The sequence below is a fragment of the Shimia gijangensis genome, from assembly GCF_900142085.1.
Lineage (GTDB): Bacteria > Pseudomonadota > Alphaproteobacteria > Rhodobacterales > Rhodobacteraceae > Shimia > Shimia gijangensis.
The window spans coordinates 121,026-136,288 of record NZ_FQZQ01000010.1 but is presented as its reverse complement, the minus strand read 5'-3'; the positions used below and the strand labels follow the sequence as shown (position 1 = coordinate 136,288).

Sequence of the window (15,263 nt, the reverse complement as noted above, 5' to 3'; positions counted from 1 at the left end):
TGAGACAATCTCTTCCGGCTTCAGTCGCTTGTTTGCCATTCTTAGTCCTCCGTTTCCTAACCTTAACGGTGGACCCATTCAGATGGGGAGGCTCATTCGTTATGGCGGCAAGCCTGCTGTTGTCGCCGACAACACATTGGATCGGCAGTTCGAGATTGAAACCCCTGACACCGTCTGGGTAACGGACATCACCTACATAAGAACCCACGAAGGATGGTCGTATCTTTCGGTTGTCATTGACCTGTTCTCAACACGCGTAGTCGGATGGTCGATGCAATCGCGTATGACAGCCGATCTCACCCTACAAGCGCTCTTGGCTGCAGTTTGGCGGCGCAAGCCAAAGCAAAAGGTCATGATCCATTCCGATCAAGGGTCACAGTTCACCAGTACAGAGTGGCACTCGTTTCTCAGCAAACACAATCTGGATGCCAGTATGAGCAGGCGTGGGAATTGCCATGACAATGCCGTGGCAGAGAGCTTTTTCCACCTATTGAAGCGGGAGCGGATCAGGCGGCGAACGTACCTCACACGCGACGCAGCAAGGCAGGACGTGTTCGACTACATCGAGATGTTTTACAACCCGACCCGCAAGCACACAAACAACGGTATGCTGTCACCCGTTGACTATGAAATCAAACAAAGGAAAATGAACGAGGCGAGCGTCTAGGAAACCAGGGGCACCTCAGTCGATTACTTGGACAACATGTCTGGCTTCCGACAAAAGTAGTGGAATTTGTTCTTCGGGAATTGTAACGTAAGAAGGCGTTCTGTCCGACCACTTAAGGTCGTGATCGGACCAAGCTTTCCACCACTCTTCGCCATGTTCCAAGTATCCAATTGAAACAAGTTGCTCGATACTCTTTTTTGCCGTTTCAATCGCGTTCAGAAACCCCTGCTCAGTTTCTAATTTGTCGAAAACAAAATCCACCCCAGACCCTTTTCAAAAATGCTTATTGAAAGTGTGCATCGAGAGTAATTGTGAGCCGAACGGCGAATTTCCGAAGATTGTGTGGCAAAATATTGTTGCTAGATTCTTTACCATCCGCGGCCAGAACGCACCAAAATACCTCCTGCATATTTGGTTTGAAAACCGGCTAGATGGAAATTTGAACAAAATGGAAAAAGAATACCTCTCAAACGCACGCAATAACGCACGCAAATTGAAATCGTGAGCGCGTAAAAATTACCTAAGTGTCTGAAGTTATTGGTGGCGGTACAGGGACTTGAACCCCGGACACGCGGATTATGATTCCGCTGCTCTAACCAACTGAGCTATACCGCCTTGGTGGGGTGCGATTTATTGGAGTCGTGGGGCGGGGTCAAGATGGAAAATCATCTTCCCGGCAGAATTCGCAGCGCCCTGCTCTGCGAACCTTGACTCCTGCAGCTTTTAGTTTGACGTGACCGAAAACGAATAGGGCGATACACCAAATCTCTCGCGGAACCGCTTTGAGAAATGCTCCGTCGTTGCAAAGCCGCAAGCCACAGCCACTTCGCTGACCGGCAGATCGGTTTCCGCCATCAGGGCGCGCGCCCGTTGCAGGCGTAAATCCATCAGATACCGCCGCGGTGTGCGTTGCAAATGATGGGCAAACAGCCGCTCCATCTGACGGCGGGAAACACCTGCATTGCGCGCCACGTCATCCAGATTGATTTCCTGGTCAATCTCAGCATCAAAAAGATTGATGATCTGCAAAAGCTTTTGGTTTCGGATGCCCAAAGAGGCCGATTTTGACGATTGCTGACTGTCTGCTTCGGATCGATGTACAAAATGCAGACACATGTTCAAAACCGCCTGACTCAGCATCGGACCATGACGTTCATAGATAAGCTTTAGAAACAAATCCGTCGCCGCAGCGCCACCGCCACAGGTCATGATCCGATCGTCAATCACATAAAGCTGCTCTTGCAACTCCAGTTCGGGATAGGTCTCGCGGAAAGGCAGCTGATTTTCCCAGTGCAGTGTGAACCTTTTGCCTTTGAGAATACCTGCGTGCGCCAAAGCATAAGCTCCGGTGCACAGCCCCCCAACCACCCGGCCTGTGCGCCATTGATATCGCATCCAATCAGCCACCTTGCGAGAACTGGCTTTCTCGGGCTCAACCCCGGAACAGGCAAAGACATACGCCCCGTTGGGCGTGTCGCCCATCGCGCAATCCACCCCTAGTTCGACCCCATTGGAACAGCGCACGCTTTGCCCATCTTCGGACATCATGGTCCAGCGATACAGGACCTTTCCGGTAAGTTGGTTGGCAATCCGAAGGGGTTCAATCGCCGCGCTAAAGGCAAGCATCGAAAGATTGGGCAACAGAAGGAAAACGAAATGCTCGGGCTCTGACGTCGTTTCAAGCTCAACATGAGCGACACCCTTGGGAACCAATCCTTCTGTCATTCTGAGCCCCCTTTTCGCGACAGCTTACCGTCAGGCTTTCTTGGTCACAAGCCTGCACACCAAGGCTATCCAAGCCTTTAGGGCCCACCGGGCACAGTTGCCGTTGGCGGGTGGGCTTTTAGAGCGGCCCGTAACCACACCATCGCGCGGGATGGGTGCAATTCCGCGCGCGAGACCAAAGCCATTGGCACGGGGTCCCCCATATCGAAATTCAGAACTTCAAACCTGCTTTTGAAGGCCTGACTTTGCACATAGGTTTCGACAACGGTTCCCACGGCATCGGACCGTTCAATAATCCCCGAAGCCATGGGGAAATTTTCCAGCATATGCAGCCCGCGCACGGGGTCTCCTTCGAAATGATCGAGGATGTCGAGAATTGGAACAACCGTCGGACCGGACAGATCCGGTGTGATGATCGGATATGTCGCCAATTGGGCTGCCGTAAGCTTTTGACCCGTCAGGGGGTGGCCTTTGCGGGCAAACATATGAGCCCGCAATGGCGGCAGAGGTTCGCTGACCAGACCAGTTTGCCCGGAGACAGGGCCAGTTGGACCAATCAGAGTGTCCAGATCGCCCTGTCGCAACAGTTGCATACCAGCCTCAAACGGGGTGCCGCGCAACTGTACCCGAACGTCCTCGTGGTTGAGCACCAGGTGCCGCACCGCGCGGTTCAGCAATCCTTCTAAGGACGGTGGTGCGATGCCGATCCGAAGCACCCGCTCGCGGGTGTCTCGCCCGGTCTTTGCATCAGAAACCAGTTGATCCATATCTGACAGAATTCGAGCCGCACGATCAACAAAATCGCGCCCGGCAGCCGTTGTCACAATACCCCGCGCGCGCCGGTCAAAGATTGATAGCCCCAACTCTCTCTCAACATCAGCGACGGCCTTGGTCACTGCAGATTGAGTGATAAGCAGCACTTTGGCTGCGGCTGAGATCGACCCCTCGCGGTCAACCGCAGTCACGTATCTCAGCTTGTTCAAATTCACCCATTCCTCCAGGGAATATTACAGGACATAATTGAATTTGATTTATACCTCAGGTCAACCCCATACTTTTGACAAGCAATAGATTCGGGAGACCGCTCATGACTAAGAACGCAACCATCGTCGCCGGTGTCGGCATGATTAAGTTTTCCAAGCCGGGTGCCTCGGACAGTTACGATGAAATGGGTGCCGCGGCGATCCGAGCCGCTCTGGCCGATTCAGGACTAGGCTATGAGGATGTTCAGCAAGCCTATGCTGGATATGTCTATGGCGACAGCACATCCGGTCAAAAGGCGTTGTATCATGTGGGTATGACCGGCATCCCTGTGATCAATGTGAACAACAACTGCTCGACAGGGTCTACCGCGCTGTTTTTGGCCCGTCAGGCAATTGAGCATGGTGTGGCCGATTGTGTTCTGGCGGTGGGTTTTGAACAGATGCAGCCCGGTGCACTGGGCAGTCATTGGACAGACCGCCCGACCCCGTTTGATGATTTCGACGCCGAAACCGACGCGTTGGTTGGCAATTCGCAGGTGCCGCTTGCGCTGCGCTATTTTGGTGGCGCAGGCAAATCGCATATGGAGAAATTCGGTACAAAGCTGAATGACTTTGCCAAGATACGCGCCAAGGCATCACGCCATGCGACACGCAACCCACTGGCCCTGTTTGACCGCGAGGTTACCGAAGACGAAGTCATGGCCGCACCGATGATGTGGGAAGGCGTAATGACCCGCCTGATGGCCTGCCCCCCGACTTGCGGGGGCGCCGCTGCGATCCTCTGCTCCGAAAGCTTTGCCAAAAAACACAACATCCCCACCACCGTGTCGATCAGGGCGCAATCGATGACCACCGACTATGCCTCAACCTTTGAGGCCCACGATATGATGCAGGTTGTTGGCTATGACATGACCGCCGGGGCTTCTAAGCAAGTTCAGGAACAATCCGGCATTGGCATTGAAGAGGTTGATGTCGTCGAACTGCACGATTGTTTCGCCCACAACGAGTTGATCACTTACGAAGGTCTTGGGCTCTGCCCCGAAGGTGGCGCGCAGCAGTTTATCGCGGACGGTGACAACACTTATGGTGGCAAGTTTGTGACCAACCCATCCGGCGGGCTTTTGTCCAAAGGGCATCCGCTGGGCGCGACGGGATTGGCGCAATGCTATGAGCTAACCCATCAATTGCGCGGCACGGCCGAGGCCCGTCAGGTGGAGGGTGCAAAAACCGCGTTGCAGCACAATCTGGGACTGGGTGGCGCCTGCGTTGTCACGCTGTATCAGGCGGCCTGAGTCGATGGGTTTGTTTGACCGTTCCAGCGTCGGCCATGAAAGCGCGCCAATCTCCGTGGTCGTCGAACGTGGCCCCATCGCGTTCTTTGCCGAAACCATTGGCGAGACCAATCCGATCCATTCGGACACCGAGGCAGCAAGGTCCGCAGGATATCCCGACGTCATGGCCCCGCCAACATATCCCGTAGTGTTGGAAATGGCCGCCGCCAAAGAAGGCGAGCGCAAAGAGCAAACACCCATTTTGGAGTTGATCGCAGCCGATATGCGATATCTGCTGCATGGCACAGAGAACTATGAATACCTCGGCTCGATTTTTGCAGGTGACACTGTCGAGGTTGTCAGCCGGGTCAAAGGGTTTTCAGACGCCAAAGGCGGCCAGTTGGAGATTGCGCATCTTGAGATGGAAATCCGTCACGCCGATCGTGGCGTGTTGGCCATCACGCACCGCGACCTGATCCACCGTTTGTCAGCAAAGGTGACATCATGACCTTCACTCCTGAAATGGCTAAAGTCGGCGACATCCTGCCCCCGCTCTCTTTTGGTCCCATCACCCGTACCAAACTGGCGCTTTATGCCGGGGCATCGGGCGATCACAACCCGATCCACATTGATACGGATTTCGCCAAAAAGGCAGGTCTGCAGGATGTGTTTGCTCATGGCATGTTGTCGATGGCTCAATTGGGACGTGTGGCCACAGATTGGGCGGGAATTGATCGGCTTCGTGGCCTGTCGAGCCGGTTCACCGCGCTCACCCCCGTTGGTGCAACGGTGACCTGCGAAGGCCGTATCGCCGAAAAATTCGAACAGGACGGCGCCCCTATGCTGCGCATTGCCCTGACTGCCACGATTGACGACGGCACCCAGACATTGCGCGGTGAAGCGCTAATTTCTGCAGCCTGAAGAAGAGGACCCGTACATGCCACATCATCTTTGGATGCAGGAAGACCACCACGCCTTTGCCGACTCGGTGCAACGTTTCTTTGCGGAAGAATTCCAACCCCACCGTGACCAGTGGAAAAAGGACGGTCTTGTCCCCAAGGAATTTTGGAAGAAGGCCGGAGACATAGGCATTCTGGGCGCTACCCTGCCTGAAGAATACGGCGGCATGGGGCTCAGTCGACATTTCGATGCGGTCAGCTTCATGGAGCAGGCCAAGATCGGCGATACAGGCTGGGGATTTTCTGTTCACAATATTGCCGCGCATTACATCACCGCTTTTGGCACTGCGCAGCAAAAAGAACGTTGGCTGCCAGAGATTGCGTCTGGGGATAAGGTTGCCGCGATTGCCATGACGGAACCCGGCACCGGGTCTGATTTGCAGGCGGTTAAAACCTCGGCCATCAAGGACGGCAATGAATACCTGATCAATGGCTCCAAGACCTTTATCACCAACGGTGGCAGCGCCGATCTGATCGTGCTGGTCGCCAAGACCGACCCCACGTCCCGCTCAAAAGGTGTGTCGCTGATCATGATCGAGACCGAAGGTCTTGAGGGGTATTCAGTGGGACGCAAACTCGACAAAATGGGGATGAAGCGCAATGACACGGCTGAACTTAGCTTTCAGGACGTGCGCGTGCCACAAACCAACCTGATTGGCACCGACGAAGGTCAGGGCTTTTATCAATTGATGAAGCAATTGCCGTGGGAACGGTTGATTATTGGGTATCAGGCGCTTGGCGCGATGCAGTGTGCCGTCGAAACCACGCTTGAGTACGTCAAGGAACGCAAAGCCTTTGGCCAACGCGTCATGGATTTCCAGAACAGCCGCTTCAAACTGGCCGAGGCTGCCACCAAGATTGAACTCTTGGCGGCGATGCTGGACCAATGCCTTGCGGAACTGGAACTGGGCACGCTGACCGCCGAAAAAGCGGCCATGGCAAAATGGTGGGGCACGCAGGCGCAATGCGACATCATTGATGAATGCCTGCAGTTGCACGGTGGCTATGGCTACATGAACGAATACCTGATCTCGGAACTTTATACCGATGCGCGGGTGCAAAAGATTTACGGCGGGACCAACGAGATCATGAAAGAACTGATCGCCCGCTCAATGGATAAGGATTAAGCCACTATGGCAAAGCTTGACGGAAAAACCGCCTATGTCACCGGCGCAGGCAATGGGATTGGCCGCGCTGTGGCGCTGAAACTGGCCTCGGAAGGCGCCAACATCGTGGTTAACGACCTTGAGGTCGATCCGGCAGTGGATGTGGTGAAGGAAATCAAAGCAGCAGGCGGACAGGCTGTGGCCGTGCCGGGTAGTGTCACCGAAAAAGGCTTTGCCGAGCGTTTTATCGGCACCGGAATCGAAACCTTTGGGGGTGTCGATATCATCGTGAACAATGCGGGCTACACATGGGATTCTATGATCGGCCACATGACCGACGAACAGTTCGACGCGATGATGGACGTGCATGTCAAAGCCCCGTTTCAGATTCTGCGCGCCGCCAGTGGATTCATCAAGGGCGCGGCCAAGCAAGAGGCTGAAGAGGGCCGCGAAGTGTTCCGCAAGGTCGTCAACATTTCATCAGTTGCAGGGCTTGGAGGCAACGTCGGCCAAGCCAACTACTCTTCAGCCAAGGCAGCTGTGGTTGGCCTGACCAAGACAATGGCCAAGGAATGGGGGCGCTCCAAAGTCTGCGTCAATTGCGTGGCTTTCGGCTATATCGAAACCCGTCTGACCGAAGCCACGGACGAAAAGAAAACCATTGTCGTCGACGGCAACGAAGTGGGTATCGGCATTCCAACCAAGGTCGCGGGTGGATTTGCCTCTATGGTCCCCATGGGGCGCGGTGGTACTCCGGAAGAGGCCGCAGGTGGTGTTTACATGTTCTGCATCCCGGAATCGAACTATGTGTCAGGTCAGGTCCTGACCGTTGGTGGTGGCTTTACCCTCGGCTAAGGAGGCTTTCATGCTGAACGGCATTCGCGTCATTGAAATTGAGGGGCTTGGGCCCGGTCCTTTTGCTGCCATGTTACTGGCCGACCTTGGCGCGGATGTGATCACCATCCACCGCAAAGGGAAGTCCGGTCAGGTGACAGCCGACGGTAGCGTGTTGGACCGTGGCAAACGATCAATTGCACTGGACCTGAAAGACCCGGATGATATGGCGACGGCCAAAAAGCTGATCGCCAGCGCCGACGCCCTGATCGAAGGTTTCCGCCCCGGCGTGATGGAGCGGCTGGGGTTGGGGCCAAAGGAGTGTCACGCGGACAACCCGGCACTGGTTTACGGCCGCATGACCGGATGGGGTCAAACTGGCCCTCGCGCCGAAGATGCGGGGCACGACCTTAACTATATCGCCACCTCAGGTGCGCTTTGGTACGCGTCTGAACCGGGCTCCCCCCCTATTACCCCAGCCACATTGGTGGGCGATATCGGCGGCGGCGCTTTATATCTGGTGGTAGGGCTGCTGTCGGGCATCTTGAGCGCCAAGGCCACGGGAAAAGGCACCGTGGTGGATGCGGCCATTGTCGATGGATCTGCCCATATGATGACGTTGTTGATGGCCATCCGTCAGACCGGCATGCTGTCGATGAATCGCGGCCAAAGCCTGTTGGACGGCCCACATTGGAGCCGCACCTATGTTTGTTCAGATGGCGGGTACGTCAGCGTTCAGTGCCTGGAGCCGCAGTTCTATGCGATCTTTCTTGAAAAACTTGGCCTCAGCGCGGACCCAGAGTTTCTGCGCCAGCGCGACGCCGCGCTGTGGACCAAGCTCACTGCGCGGCTTGAAGACATCTTTCTGGCAGAACCCCGCAGCCACTGGGCCGATATGTTTGATGGCACCGATGCCTGTGTCGCGCCCGTGCTGTCACCGGTTGAGGCCAGTCACGCCCCGCACATACAAGCCCGCAATGTCTGGCAGTCACCAGGTGGTGTTTTGCAAGCTGCCCCAGCACCGCGATTTGGTGGGAAGGCTACGCCTGTCGCCAAGCCATGCTTGCGCGGAGAGCATACGGACGAGATATTGGCGGAGTTGAAGACGCCTTAAAGGGGTGAGCGGCCGCTTTGCCATCGTTCATGCCGTGCGTGCCTTCTCTGACAGCCCCTGAAGGTTTGCATCGATGATCTTCCTCATCATCATTTTCATCATTGTCTGTCCCATTAGCCAACCAATCGGACCGTATTTCACGCGATAGTCGAAGGTCCAAGTCACCTTGGACTGGCCAGCGATCGGAGTGATGCGAATTTCGGAATTGGCTTCGTGCAATGGCATTGCCGCCATGTCGGACAGCTTGACCGTGTAGCCGCTTCCGGGTTTCCAGGCAGTCACCTCTTCAACAACCGACGTACCATTCGCAAAATGATTGCGACGCTTTGAGCCCACTCCAACCTCGCCGTGGGTCAGGGCATCAACTGATGTGATCTGCGGTGCGAATTCATCGATATGCATGTATCTGCTCAGCACCGCCCAGACGGCTTCTGGGGCTGCATTGACGGTCAGGTTGCGTTCATGATGGATCATTTTCGGCTCCGTTTGTTTGTGTGTTTTCGATTTGTTGAGCCTGTCCTAGAATTACCCTGCTCTCACCGTTATGACAGTAGTGTGAGAGGAGAGTGTAGAAATGCGTCGCACTGAACGACTGTTCCAGATTATCCAAATACTGCGGTCTACCCGGTCGCCGATCACAGGACGGGAGTTGGCAGGTGAATTGGAGGTATCTCTTAGCACGCTTTATCGCGATATGGCGGAGCTTCACGCGCAACGCATCCCTATCACGGGCGAAGCGGGTGTCGGATACGTACTTGACGATGGCTATGACATGCCCCCCTTGATGCTCACAGCAGATGAGTTAGAAGCCGCGGCCCTTGGTGCCGCATGGGTGGCCTCTGAGGCGGACCCCTCACTGGCTCGGGCCGCTCGGGATTTGGTGTCAAAGCTCTCCTTGGCGATCCCGAAAGAACTGCGCCCAGTGGTGCTGGATGGCAGCACAAAGCCCATTCAAACGCGCGCCCGGGTCTCGGAAAGTTTTGACAGCGCCTTGCTGCGCCACGCCATTCGAGAACGCTATAGGCTGCAGCTCATCTACACGGACCGGGATGGCAGCAGGACTGACCGGATTGTCTGGCCGCTGCTGATCGCGTTTCTGGATCGCACGCGATACCTGGTCGGGTGGTGCGAAACCAAAGACGACTATCGGCACTTCAAAACAGAACGGGTGGTGGAACTGAAGGTGCTGGGCCAGAAGTACCCAGGACGTCGGGCTGCATTGCTCAAAGGTTGGGAAGACGCGACGGCGAAGCGCATGGAAAGCTGACGGTAGTGCTTAGAGCAGCACACTGTACAATAGGTTCAAGGCCGTCATTCGCTGCGCCACAAAAAAACGACGCGAACTTTGGCTCGCGTCGTTCTCAAATCTGTAAGGCAATCGGTTCTTACTTCCCACGCACAGTGTCGATCATAAGCTGCACATTTTCCGGATCCGCGTCGGGTGTGATACCGTGGCCCAGGTTGAAGATGTGCGGACCTTTACCCAGCGCATCAACAATGCGGCGGGTTTCGTTTACCAGATCCTGACCACCTGTCACCATGTGTGAGGATTTCAGATTGCCCTGAACACAGCCATCAACCTGAATATTGTCGGCGGCCCATTCAGGGGTCACACCGTCATCAAGTGCCACGCAATCGGCGCCTGTGGCTTTTGCAAACCCAACGTACCGTTCGCCTGCGCCACGTGGGAAGGCGATGATCGGTGTATCAGGATGACGAGCTTTGAGCGCCGCGATGATCTTTTTGGCAGGCTCCAGCGCGTATTTGTCGAAATCTGCGCCTTTGAGCGATCCGGCCCAGCTGTCGAACAATTTGACGGTTTCGGCACCAGCCTCGATCTGTTTGGACAGATACTCAATGGTACCTGCGGTGATCAGGTCGATGACTTGATCGAACAGCGCCGGGTTTTCGTCTTTGAGCTTATGCGCTGGCCCCTGATCCGGCGTGCCCCGACCGGCAATCATATAGGTTGCCACGGTCCACGGTGCGCCCGCAAAACCAATTAGCGTGGTTTCAGAAGGCAGTTCACGGGACAATTTACTCACGGTGTCATAAATCGGATTCAGCGTTTCGTGAATTTCCGAGACGTCTTTGAGTTTGTCGAAATCCGCTTGCGACTGAATGGTCGAGAGCCGTGGCCCTTCACCGGTCACGAACCACAGGTCCGCACCCAGCGCCTGAGGCAACAACAGGATGTCCGCAAAAAGGATCGCCGCATCAAAGCCGTAGCGACGGATCGGTTGCAAAGTCACTTCAGTCGCCAGATCGCTGTTATAGCACAGCGACAGGAAGTCCCCGGCTTGCGCACGGGTGGCCATATACTCGGGCAGATAACGGCCCGCCTGACGCATCATCCAGATGGGTGGAGTGTCGAGTGTCTCGCCGGCCAATGCCCGCATCATTTTCTTTGTCTGTGTCATGCTCCACCTCTTAGCTATGGCCAAATGCCCCAGCGTTGACATGGGTCAAGGAAAGCTCGCGTTAACTCAAGCATTCAGCCTGAAGAAACGCGGCCCCCAATACCAGAACAGGAACGGGCCATTTGCAACGCTAGGTCACGTGCGAGAGGCAGGATGTCAACCCTTCTGCGCTTGTCAGACCGAATAGTCAGGATTAGACCGGGCCCATGACACTGAACCTGCCCTCCCCCGATTCCCCCCTCAAGATTGGCACCCGTGGCTCGCCTTTGGCGTTGGCACAGGCGTATGAAACACGCCGCCGTTTGAGCGAAGCTTTTGATTTGCCTCAAGAGGCGTTCGAGATTGTCGTCATCAAGACAACAGGCGATGACGCGTCTTTGATCGCCAAGGACCGCCCATTGAAAGAGATCGGCAACAAAGGTCTGTTCACCAAAGAGATCGAAGAAGACCTGTCTTCGGGCGCGATTGATATCGCCGTGCATTCGATGAAAGACATGCCAACGCTGCAGCCAGATGGTCTGTTGCTGGATACCTATCTGCCACGCGAAGACACCCGCGATGCCTTTGTATCCCCGGATGTGGCCACGCTGGCTGACTTACCCGAGGGTGCTGTTGTGGGTACATCATCGCTGCGCCGCCGTGCGCAACTGCTGAACTTCCGCTCTGACCTGAATGTGGTGGAGTTTCGCGGCAATGTGCAGACGCGCTTGAAAAAGCTGGATGATAAAGTCGCTGACTGCACGTTTTTGGCCATGGCAGGCCTCAATCGTCTCGGCATGAGTCATGTGGCGTCTTCAGCAATCTCGCCAGAAGACATGCTGCCCGCTGTCGCCCAGGGTGCTATTGGCATTGAGCGGCGCGCGGACGATTCGCGCACCGCGGATATGCTCGCGGCTCTGCACGACAAGGAAACAGGCTTGCGACTTGCTGCCGAACGCATGTTTCTTGCCACATTGGACGGCTCTTGTGAGACACCTATTGCGGCTTTGGCCGAGTTGGATGGAGGCACGCTTCGCCTGCGCGGCGAAGTCCTGCGCCCTGACGGGTCGGAAAGCATCAGCGAAGATCGTACGGCGCCTGTCGAGGATGGGGCAAAGCTTGGCAAAGAGATGGCGCAAAGCCTTCTGGTCAAGGCTGGGGACGGCTTTTTTGCATGGCGTTCCTAGGTGCCTGCACTAAGTAAGAAAAAAATGGATCACGCCCTCATAAAGGCCTGATCACGTCAAGTTTTCTCCATTTTCACACAATACAAATGTCAAAGCACCATCGGTTCGGTGTCTGTTTTTGTGAGTGTGAGGCGGAGTATGGCAACCTGGTTAAGTTTGGGATCTGCAGCGGATGTAGATACCAATGAGGCAAACTACCTTAGTGAAAATGCAGCTAGCCTTTTGGGCACCTATGGGAGTGGGACACTGTCCACCGTAGACGCGGTTGCCTTTGATGGCGACGGCGACGGCGTTATTTCGGACCATGATTATGGCTCCACTCCGGACTCTGTGTCGATTGATGGCACGACCATGGTTCTGGACAGCACCATCGCGTTTTCCGCCACAGTCACAAGGGGCGATGGAACCACCTACAATACGACGGTTGGCGTTCTCCAAATGACCAACGGCGAATTGTACCTTTTGCCAATCTCAGAAACTGACCTTGATTTCTTAAATATTCAAAGTGTCCAGCTAACTGCAGTTGTGAAAGCAGACTATAGTGGAGCCAACGTCACCACTGCGGCCCGTTCGATCGACAACACAAATATCGTATGCTTTACGCGCGGAACGATGATTGCGACTCAGGCCGGTCTAGTGAACGTTGATGATCTTGCGATCAACGATATGATTATGACGATGGACAATGGATATCAGCCCATTCGTTGGATCGGTGCCAAAAAAGTGCCTGCCACAGGCCACCTTTCCCCTGTGAAAATCGCACGAGGTGCACTGGGGCATGACATTCCCAACCGGGATATGTGGGTTTCGCAGCAGCACCGCATTCTGTTGCGATCCAAGCTGGCCACCCGAATGTTTGATACATCTGAAATTCTTGTCCCTGCCAAAAAGCTTTCTGGGCTTCCGGGGATTTCAATCGATGATGGTCTTGGGGAAGTGCAGTATTTTCATTTCCTCCTGCCAAATCATGAAATAGTCTTCGCAAATGGTGCCCCAGCTGAAAGCATGTATCTCGGAAAAGAGGCGTTGGGCACCGTTGGCGAAGGCGCTCGCAAGGAGATACTCTCGTTGTTTCCGGAATTGATGGCTCCCGAGTTCCACCCCCAAAGCGCCCGTGTATTTGCCCCGGGCAAGACAATCCCTGGCCGTGTGCTGAACAATTTGCTCAGGCGGGCACGGCAGAACAACAAAACTCTTTTTGAAAGTGCGCCATTACCCGCAAACTAGGCTCATTTGTGGCCAGGCATCCTGGGCCAACTGCAAGAATTCAACAGCAAGGAAGCGGAATTTCTTAGCCTTTACAATCGATTACGGAGGATGTGCGCAATTGAGTTCTCGATTTCGTGTGTTCGAATTTCCTCACAATAATTTGAAATTGACGCCTCTATGCTGCCATTTTTTGCGGGGACTCTGGCAGCTGTACATACGTCATGAGGGATTGACATGAACATCGCTGTAAACCGAGTTTCCGTTCAACCGGATAACGCCCGCAAAATCAAAGCCGAAAGAGATGCGTCTTTTTCTATGAGAGAAAAGGACGGCAATTTTCGCCACACATCGCGCAATGAGATGGTGATCCGGTTTGTCGGTATTGTCGTTATATTTGGAGCCTTTGTTCAGTGGTTAACACCTGATGCGAATTTCTCCGGCACCGATCCTCACCTAACCAAACTGGGGCTTTCCATAGCCTGCTCGTTGATCGGTATCGCGCTTTACACATTTGCAACGCGTGGGCATCGCAGCGAAATCACGTTTGACCCCGTGCGTCAGGATATCTGCATTGCACATCTGGATCGTCAAGGTGGGGTTCGTTCCAACCGTCGTATTGCCCTGCACAACATCAAAAGCATTTACGTGATGAAATCCGAAGTCGCCGGCTCACCATCAAAAATGCGGATCAAATTGTTGGACAGCCCAACGGAAATTACGGCGGTGCGAGGCCGTTACGAAGAGATTGAACTGGCCCACCGTCAGCTTTGCCGCAACATTCGCCTGACTCAGGCCTGAGACGCGGGCTCAAGCATCCATCCGGACAGCAACGAGGGCGGGGTTCCCCTGCCCTCATTTGCATTCAAATCCACTTGGCCATTGGTGGCAGGCTCATCAGAACGGCATTGGCGTCATGGCCTGTTTCCAGGCCAAACTTGGTGCCCCGGTCATAGACAAGGTTGTATTCCGCATAGAGCCCGCGATGAACCAGTTGCGCGTCTTTCTCGGCGTCACCGAAAATCTGCACCCGACGTTTTTCAGTCAAAGGTACAAAGGCCGGTAAGAACGCTTTTCCGACGTCTTGGATGAAGTCAAAGTCAGCCTCCCAATCGCCAGTGTTGTGATCATCAAGGAATATACCGCCAACGCCGCGTGCCCGATTGCGGTGCGGAATATAAAAGTATTCATCTGCCCAGGCCTTCAGGCGCGGGTAGTGTGCAGCATCATGGCGATCACAATGCTCTTTTTGCACCGCATGAAAATGGGCTGTGTCTTCAGCGTATTCTAAACAGGGATTGAGGTCCGAACCTCCACCAAACCACCAGGCATGCGGGGTCCAGAACATCCGGGTGTTCATGTGTACAGCCGGGCAATGCGGGTTCTGCATATGCGCCACCAAAGAAATTCCCGAAGCCCAAAACCGCGGATCATCCTTCATTCCCGGGATGCCCTTGCGCGCGGCCATTGCGCCTTGGGCGCGATCACCCAATTCGCCATAGACTGTTGAAATGTTCACGCCCACTTTTTCGAACACGCGACCACCACGCATCACCGACATCAACCCGCCACCAGCATCAGACCCATCGGCACTGCTGCGTTTGGTGTCGGTTACTTCAAAGCGGCCTGCCGCCTGATCCGCAAAAGGGCCTTCGACGTGATTGTCCTCCAGCCCTTCAAAAGCGGCCACGATTTGGTCCCGCAAGCTGCGGAACCACTCAGATGCTCGTGCCTTTTGGCTGTCCATTTGATCGGTCATTGAATTTTCTTTCTTTCGCCCCAAAACATCATTTCGGATCAAATCACAGCTGA

At 54.8% G+C, this 15,263-nt stretch carries 17 protein-coding genes and 1 tRNA gene; 11 read left to right on the top strand and 7 right to left on the bottom strand.

Annotated features, from left to right (window positions below; all coding sequences use genetic code 11):
* The coding region (locus BUC32_RS10645) for an IS3 family transposase (RefSeq protein ID WP_245815164.1) at nt 1-667 on the top strand (667 nt) is incomplete at its 5' end.
* A 15-nt stretch (nt 668-682) separates the two neighbouring features.
* On the opposite strand, the gene BUC32_RS10640 is transcribed toward BUC32_RS10645, so the two are convergent.
* The 4 genes from BUC32_RS10640 to BUC32_RS10625 form a co-directional block, all read right to left on the bottom strand.
* Nucleotides 683-928, bottom strand: a complete 246-nt coding sequence (locus BUC32_RS10640) for a hypothetical protein (protein WP_073252391.1) — start codon at nt 926-928, stop codon at nt 683-685.
* 277 nt (nt 929-1,205) lie between these two features.
* Nucleotides 1,206-1,282: transfer RNA gene (locus tag BUC32_RS10635), tRNA-Met, on the bottom strand.
* 108 nt (nt 1,283-1,390) lie between these two features.
* Nucleotides 1,391-2,392: a GlxA family transcriptional regulator gene (locus tag BUC32_RS10630; RefSeq protein WP_073252389.1), complete on the bottom strand. Its 1,002-nt coding sequence runs from the start codon at nt 2,390-2,392 to the stop codon at nt 1,391-1,393.
* Nucleotides 2,393-2,469: 77 nt separating this feature from the next.
* Nucleotides 2,470-3,381: a LysR family transcriptional regulator gene (locus BUC32_RS10625; RefSeq protein WP_073252387.1), complete on the bottom strand. Its 912-nt coding sequence runs from the start codon at nt 3,379-3,381 to the stop codon at nt 2,470-2,472.
* A gap of 98 nt (nt 3,382-3,479) precedes the next feature.
* Between BUC32_RS10625 and BUC32_RS10620 the strand changes: the two genes are divergently transcribed.
* The 6 genes from BUC32_RS10620 to BUC32_RS10595 are packed head-to-tail and all read left to right on the top strand — an operon-like array spanning nt 3,480 to nt 8,659.
* On the top strand, nt 3,480-4,667 hold the full coding sequence (locus tag BUC32_RS10620; RefSeq protein WP_073252385.1) for a lipid-transfer protein: 1,188 nt from the start codon (nt 3,480-3,482) through the stop codon (nt 4,665-4,667).
* A gap of 4 nt (nt 4,668-4,671) precedes the next feature.
* Nucleotides 4,672-5,154, top strand: coding sequence for an FAS1-like dehydratase domain-containing protein (locus tag BUC32_RS10615; protein WP_083599306.1), 483 nt, complete (start codon nt 4,672-4,674; stop codon nt 5,152-5,154).
* Entirely contained in the window at nt 5,151-5,567 is a 417-nt protein-coding gene (locus tag BUC32_RS10610; RefSeq protein ID WP_073252384.1) for a MaoC family dehydratase, read from the top strand. The genes BUC32_RS10615 and BUC32_RS10610 overlap by 4 nt, the downstream gene beginning before the upstream one ends.
* Nucleotides 5,568-5,583: 16 nt before the next feature.
* Nucleotides 5,584-6,732 (top strand): acyl-CoA dehydrogenase family protein, encoded by a 1,149-nt coding sequence (locus tag BUC32_RS10605; protein ID WP_073252382.1) that lies wholly within the window; start codon nt 5,584-5,586, stop codon nt 6,730-6,732.
* A gap of 6 nt (nt 6,733-6,738) precedes the next feature.
* Nucleotides 6,739-7,566 (top strand): SDR family NAD(P)-dependent oxidoreductase, encoded by an 828-nt coding sequence (locus BUC32_RS10600; RefSeq protein ID WP_073252380.1) that lies wholly within the window; start codon nt 6,739-6,741, stop codon nt 7,564-7,566.
* A gap of 10 nt (nt 7,567-7,576) precedes the next feature.
* Nucleotides 7,577-8,659: a CaiB/BaiF CoA transferase family protein gene (locus BUC32_RS10595; protein WP_073252378.1), complete on the top strand. Its 1,083-nt coding sequence runs from the start codon at nt 7,577-7,579 to the stop codon at nt 8,657-8,659.
* Nucleotides 8,660-8,686: 27 nt separating this feature from the next.
* Here BUC32_RS10595 and BUC32_RS10590 read toward each other — a convergent pair whose 3' ends face one another.
* Nucleotides 8,687-9,133 (bottom strand): SRPBCC family protein, encoded by a 447-nt coding sequence (locus tag BUC32_RS10590; RefSeq protein ID WP_073252376.1) that lies wholly within the window; start codon nt 9,131-9,133, stop codon nt 8,687-8,689.
* 100 nt (nt 9,134-9,233) lie between these two features.
* Here BUC32_RS10590 and BUC32_RS10585 point away from each other — a divergent pair, with 100 nt between their 5' ends.
* Nucleotides 9,234-9,926 carry a helix-turn-helix transcriptional regulator gene (locus BUC32_RS10585; RefSeq protein WP_073252374.1) on the top strand — a complete coding sequence of 231 codons (693 nt, stop codon included), beginning with the start codon at nt 9,234-9,236 and terminating at the stop codon, nt 9,924-9,926.
* 118 nt (nt 9,927-10,044) lie between these two features.
* On the opposite strand, the gene hemE is transcribed toward BUC32_RS10585, so the two are convergent.
* Nucleotides 10,045-11,079, bottom strand: coding sequence for a uroporphyrinogen decarboxylase (gene hemE, locus BUC32_RS10580; RefSeq protein WP_073252372.1), 1,035 nt, complete (start codon nt 11,077-11,079; stop codon nt 10,045-10,047).
* 206 nt (nt 11,080-11,285) lie between these two features.
* Between hemE and hemC the strand changes: the two genes are divergently transcribed.
* From hemC to BUC32_RS10560, 3 genes are all read left to right on the top strand, one after another.
* Complete coding sequence (hemC, locus tag BUC32_RS10570) at nt 11,286-12,245, top strand: hydroxymethylbilane synthase (RefSeq protein WP_073252368.1); 960 nt, start codon at nt 11,286-11,288, stop codon at nt 12,243-12,245.
* Nucleotides 12,246-12,383: 138 nt separating this feature from the next.
* Entirely contained in the window at nt 12,384-13,472 is a 1,089-nt protein-coding gene (locus tag BUC32_RS10565) for a Hint domain-containing protein (RefSeq protein ID WP_073252366.1), read from the top strand.
* A gap of 216 nt (nt 13,473-13,688) precedes the next feature.
* The gene (locus BUC32_RS10560; protein WP_073252364.1) at nt 13,689-14,252 is read left to right on the top strand and encodes a hypothetical protein; all 564 of its coding nucleotides are present in this window, start codon (nt 13,689-13,691) and stop codon (nt 14,250-14,252) included.
* 64 nt (nt 14,253-14,316) lie between these two features.
* Here BUC32_RS10560 and hemF read toward each other — a convergent pair whose 3' ends face one another.
* On the bottom strand, nt 14,317-15,210 hold the full coding sequence (gene hemF / locus BUC32_RS10555; protein WP_073252362.1) for an oxygen-dependent coproporphyrinogen oxidase: 894 nt from the start codon (nt 15,208-15,210) through the stop codon (nt 14,317-14,319).
* Nucleotides 15,211-15,263: the final 53 nt, after the last annotated feature.

Coding starts and splice junctions, on each gene's coding strand:
- BUC32_RS10630 (WP_073252389.1), bottom strand. CDS start 2,392: ATGACAGAAGGATTGGTTCCCAAGGGTGTCGCTCATGTTGAGCTTGAA.
- BUC32_RS10620 (WP_073252385.1), top strand. CDS start 3,480: ATGACTAAGAACGCAACCATCGTCGCCGGTGTCGGCATGATTAAGTTT.
- BUC32_RS10615 (WP_083599306.1), top strand. CDS start 4,672: ATGGGTTTGTTTGACCGTTCCAGCGTCGGCCATGAAAGCGCGCCAATC.
- BUC32_RS10610 (WP_073252384.1), top strand. CDS start 5,151: ATGACCTTCACTCCTGAAATGGCTAAAGTCGGCGACATCCTGCCCCCG.
- BUC32_RS10605 (WP_073252382.1), top strand. CDS start 5,584: ATGCCACATCATCTTTGGATGCAGGAAGACCACCACGCCTTTGCCGAC.
- BUC32_RS10600 (WP_073252380.1), top strand. CDS start 6,739: ATGGCAAAGCTTGACGGAAAAACCGCCTATGTCACCGGCGCAGGCAAT.
- BUC32_RS10595 (WP_073252378.1), top strand. CDS start 7,577: ATGCTGAACGGCATTCGCGTCATTGAAATTGAGGGGCTTGGGCCCGGT.
- BUC32_RS10590 (WP_073252376.1), bottom strand. CDS start 9,133: ATGATCCATCATGAACGCAACCTGACCGTCAATGCAGCCCCAGAAGCC.
- BUC32_RS10585 (WP_073252374.1), top strand. CDS start 9,234: ATGCGTCGCACTGAACGACTGTTCCAGATTATCCAAATACTGCGGTCT.
- hemE (WP_073252372.1), bottom strand. CDS start 11,079: ATGACACAGACAAAGAAAATGATGCGGGCATTGGCCGGCGAGACACTC.
- hemC (WP_073252368.1), top strand. CDS start 11,286: ATGACACTGAACCTGCCCTCCCCCGATTCCCCCCTCAAGATTGGCACC.
- BUC32_RS10565 (WP_073252366.1), top strand. CDS start 12,384: ATGGCAACCTGGTTAAGTTTGGGATCTGCAGCGGATGTAGATACCAAT.
- BUC32_RS10560 (WP_073252364.1), top strand. CDS start 13,689: ATGAACATCGCTGTAAACCGAGTTTCCGTTCAACCGGATAACGCCCGC.
- hemF (WP_073252362.1), bottom strand. CDS start 15,210: ATGACCGATCAAATGGACAGCCAAAAGGCACGAGCATCTGAGTGGTTC.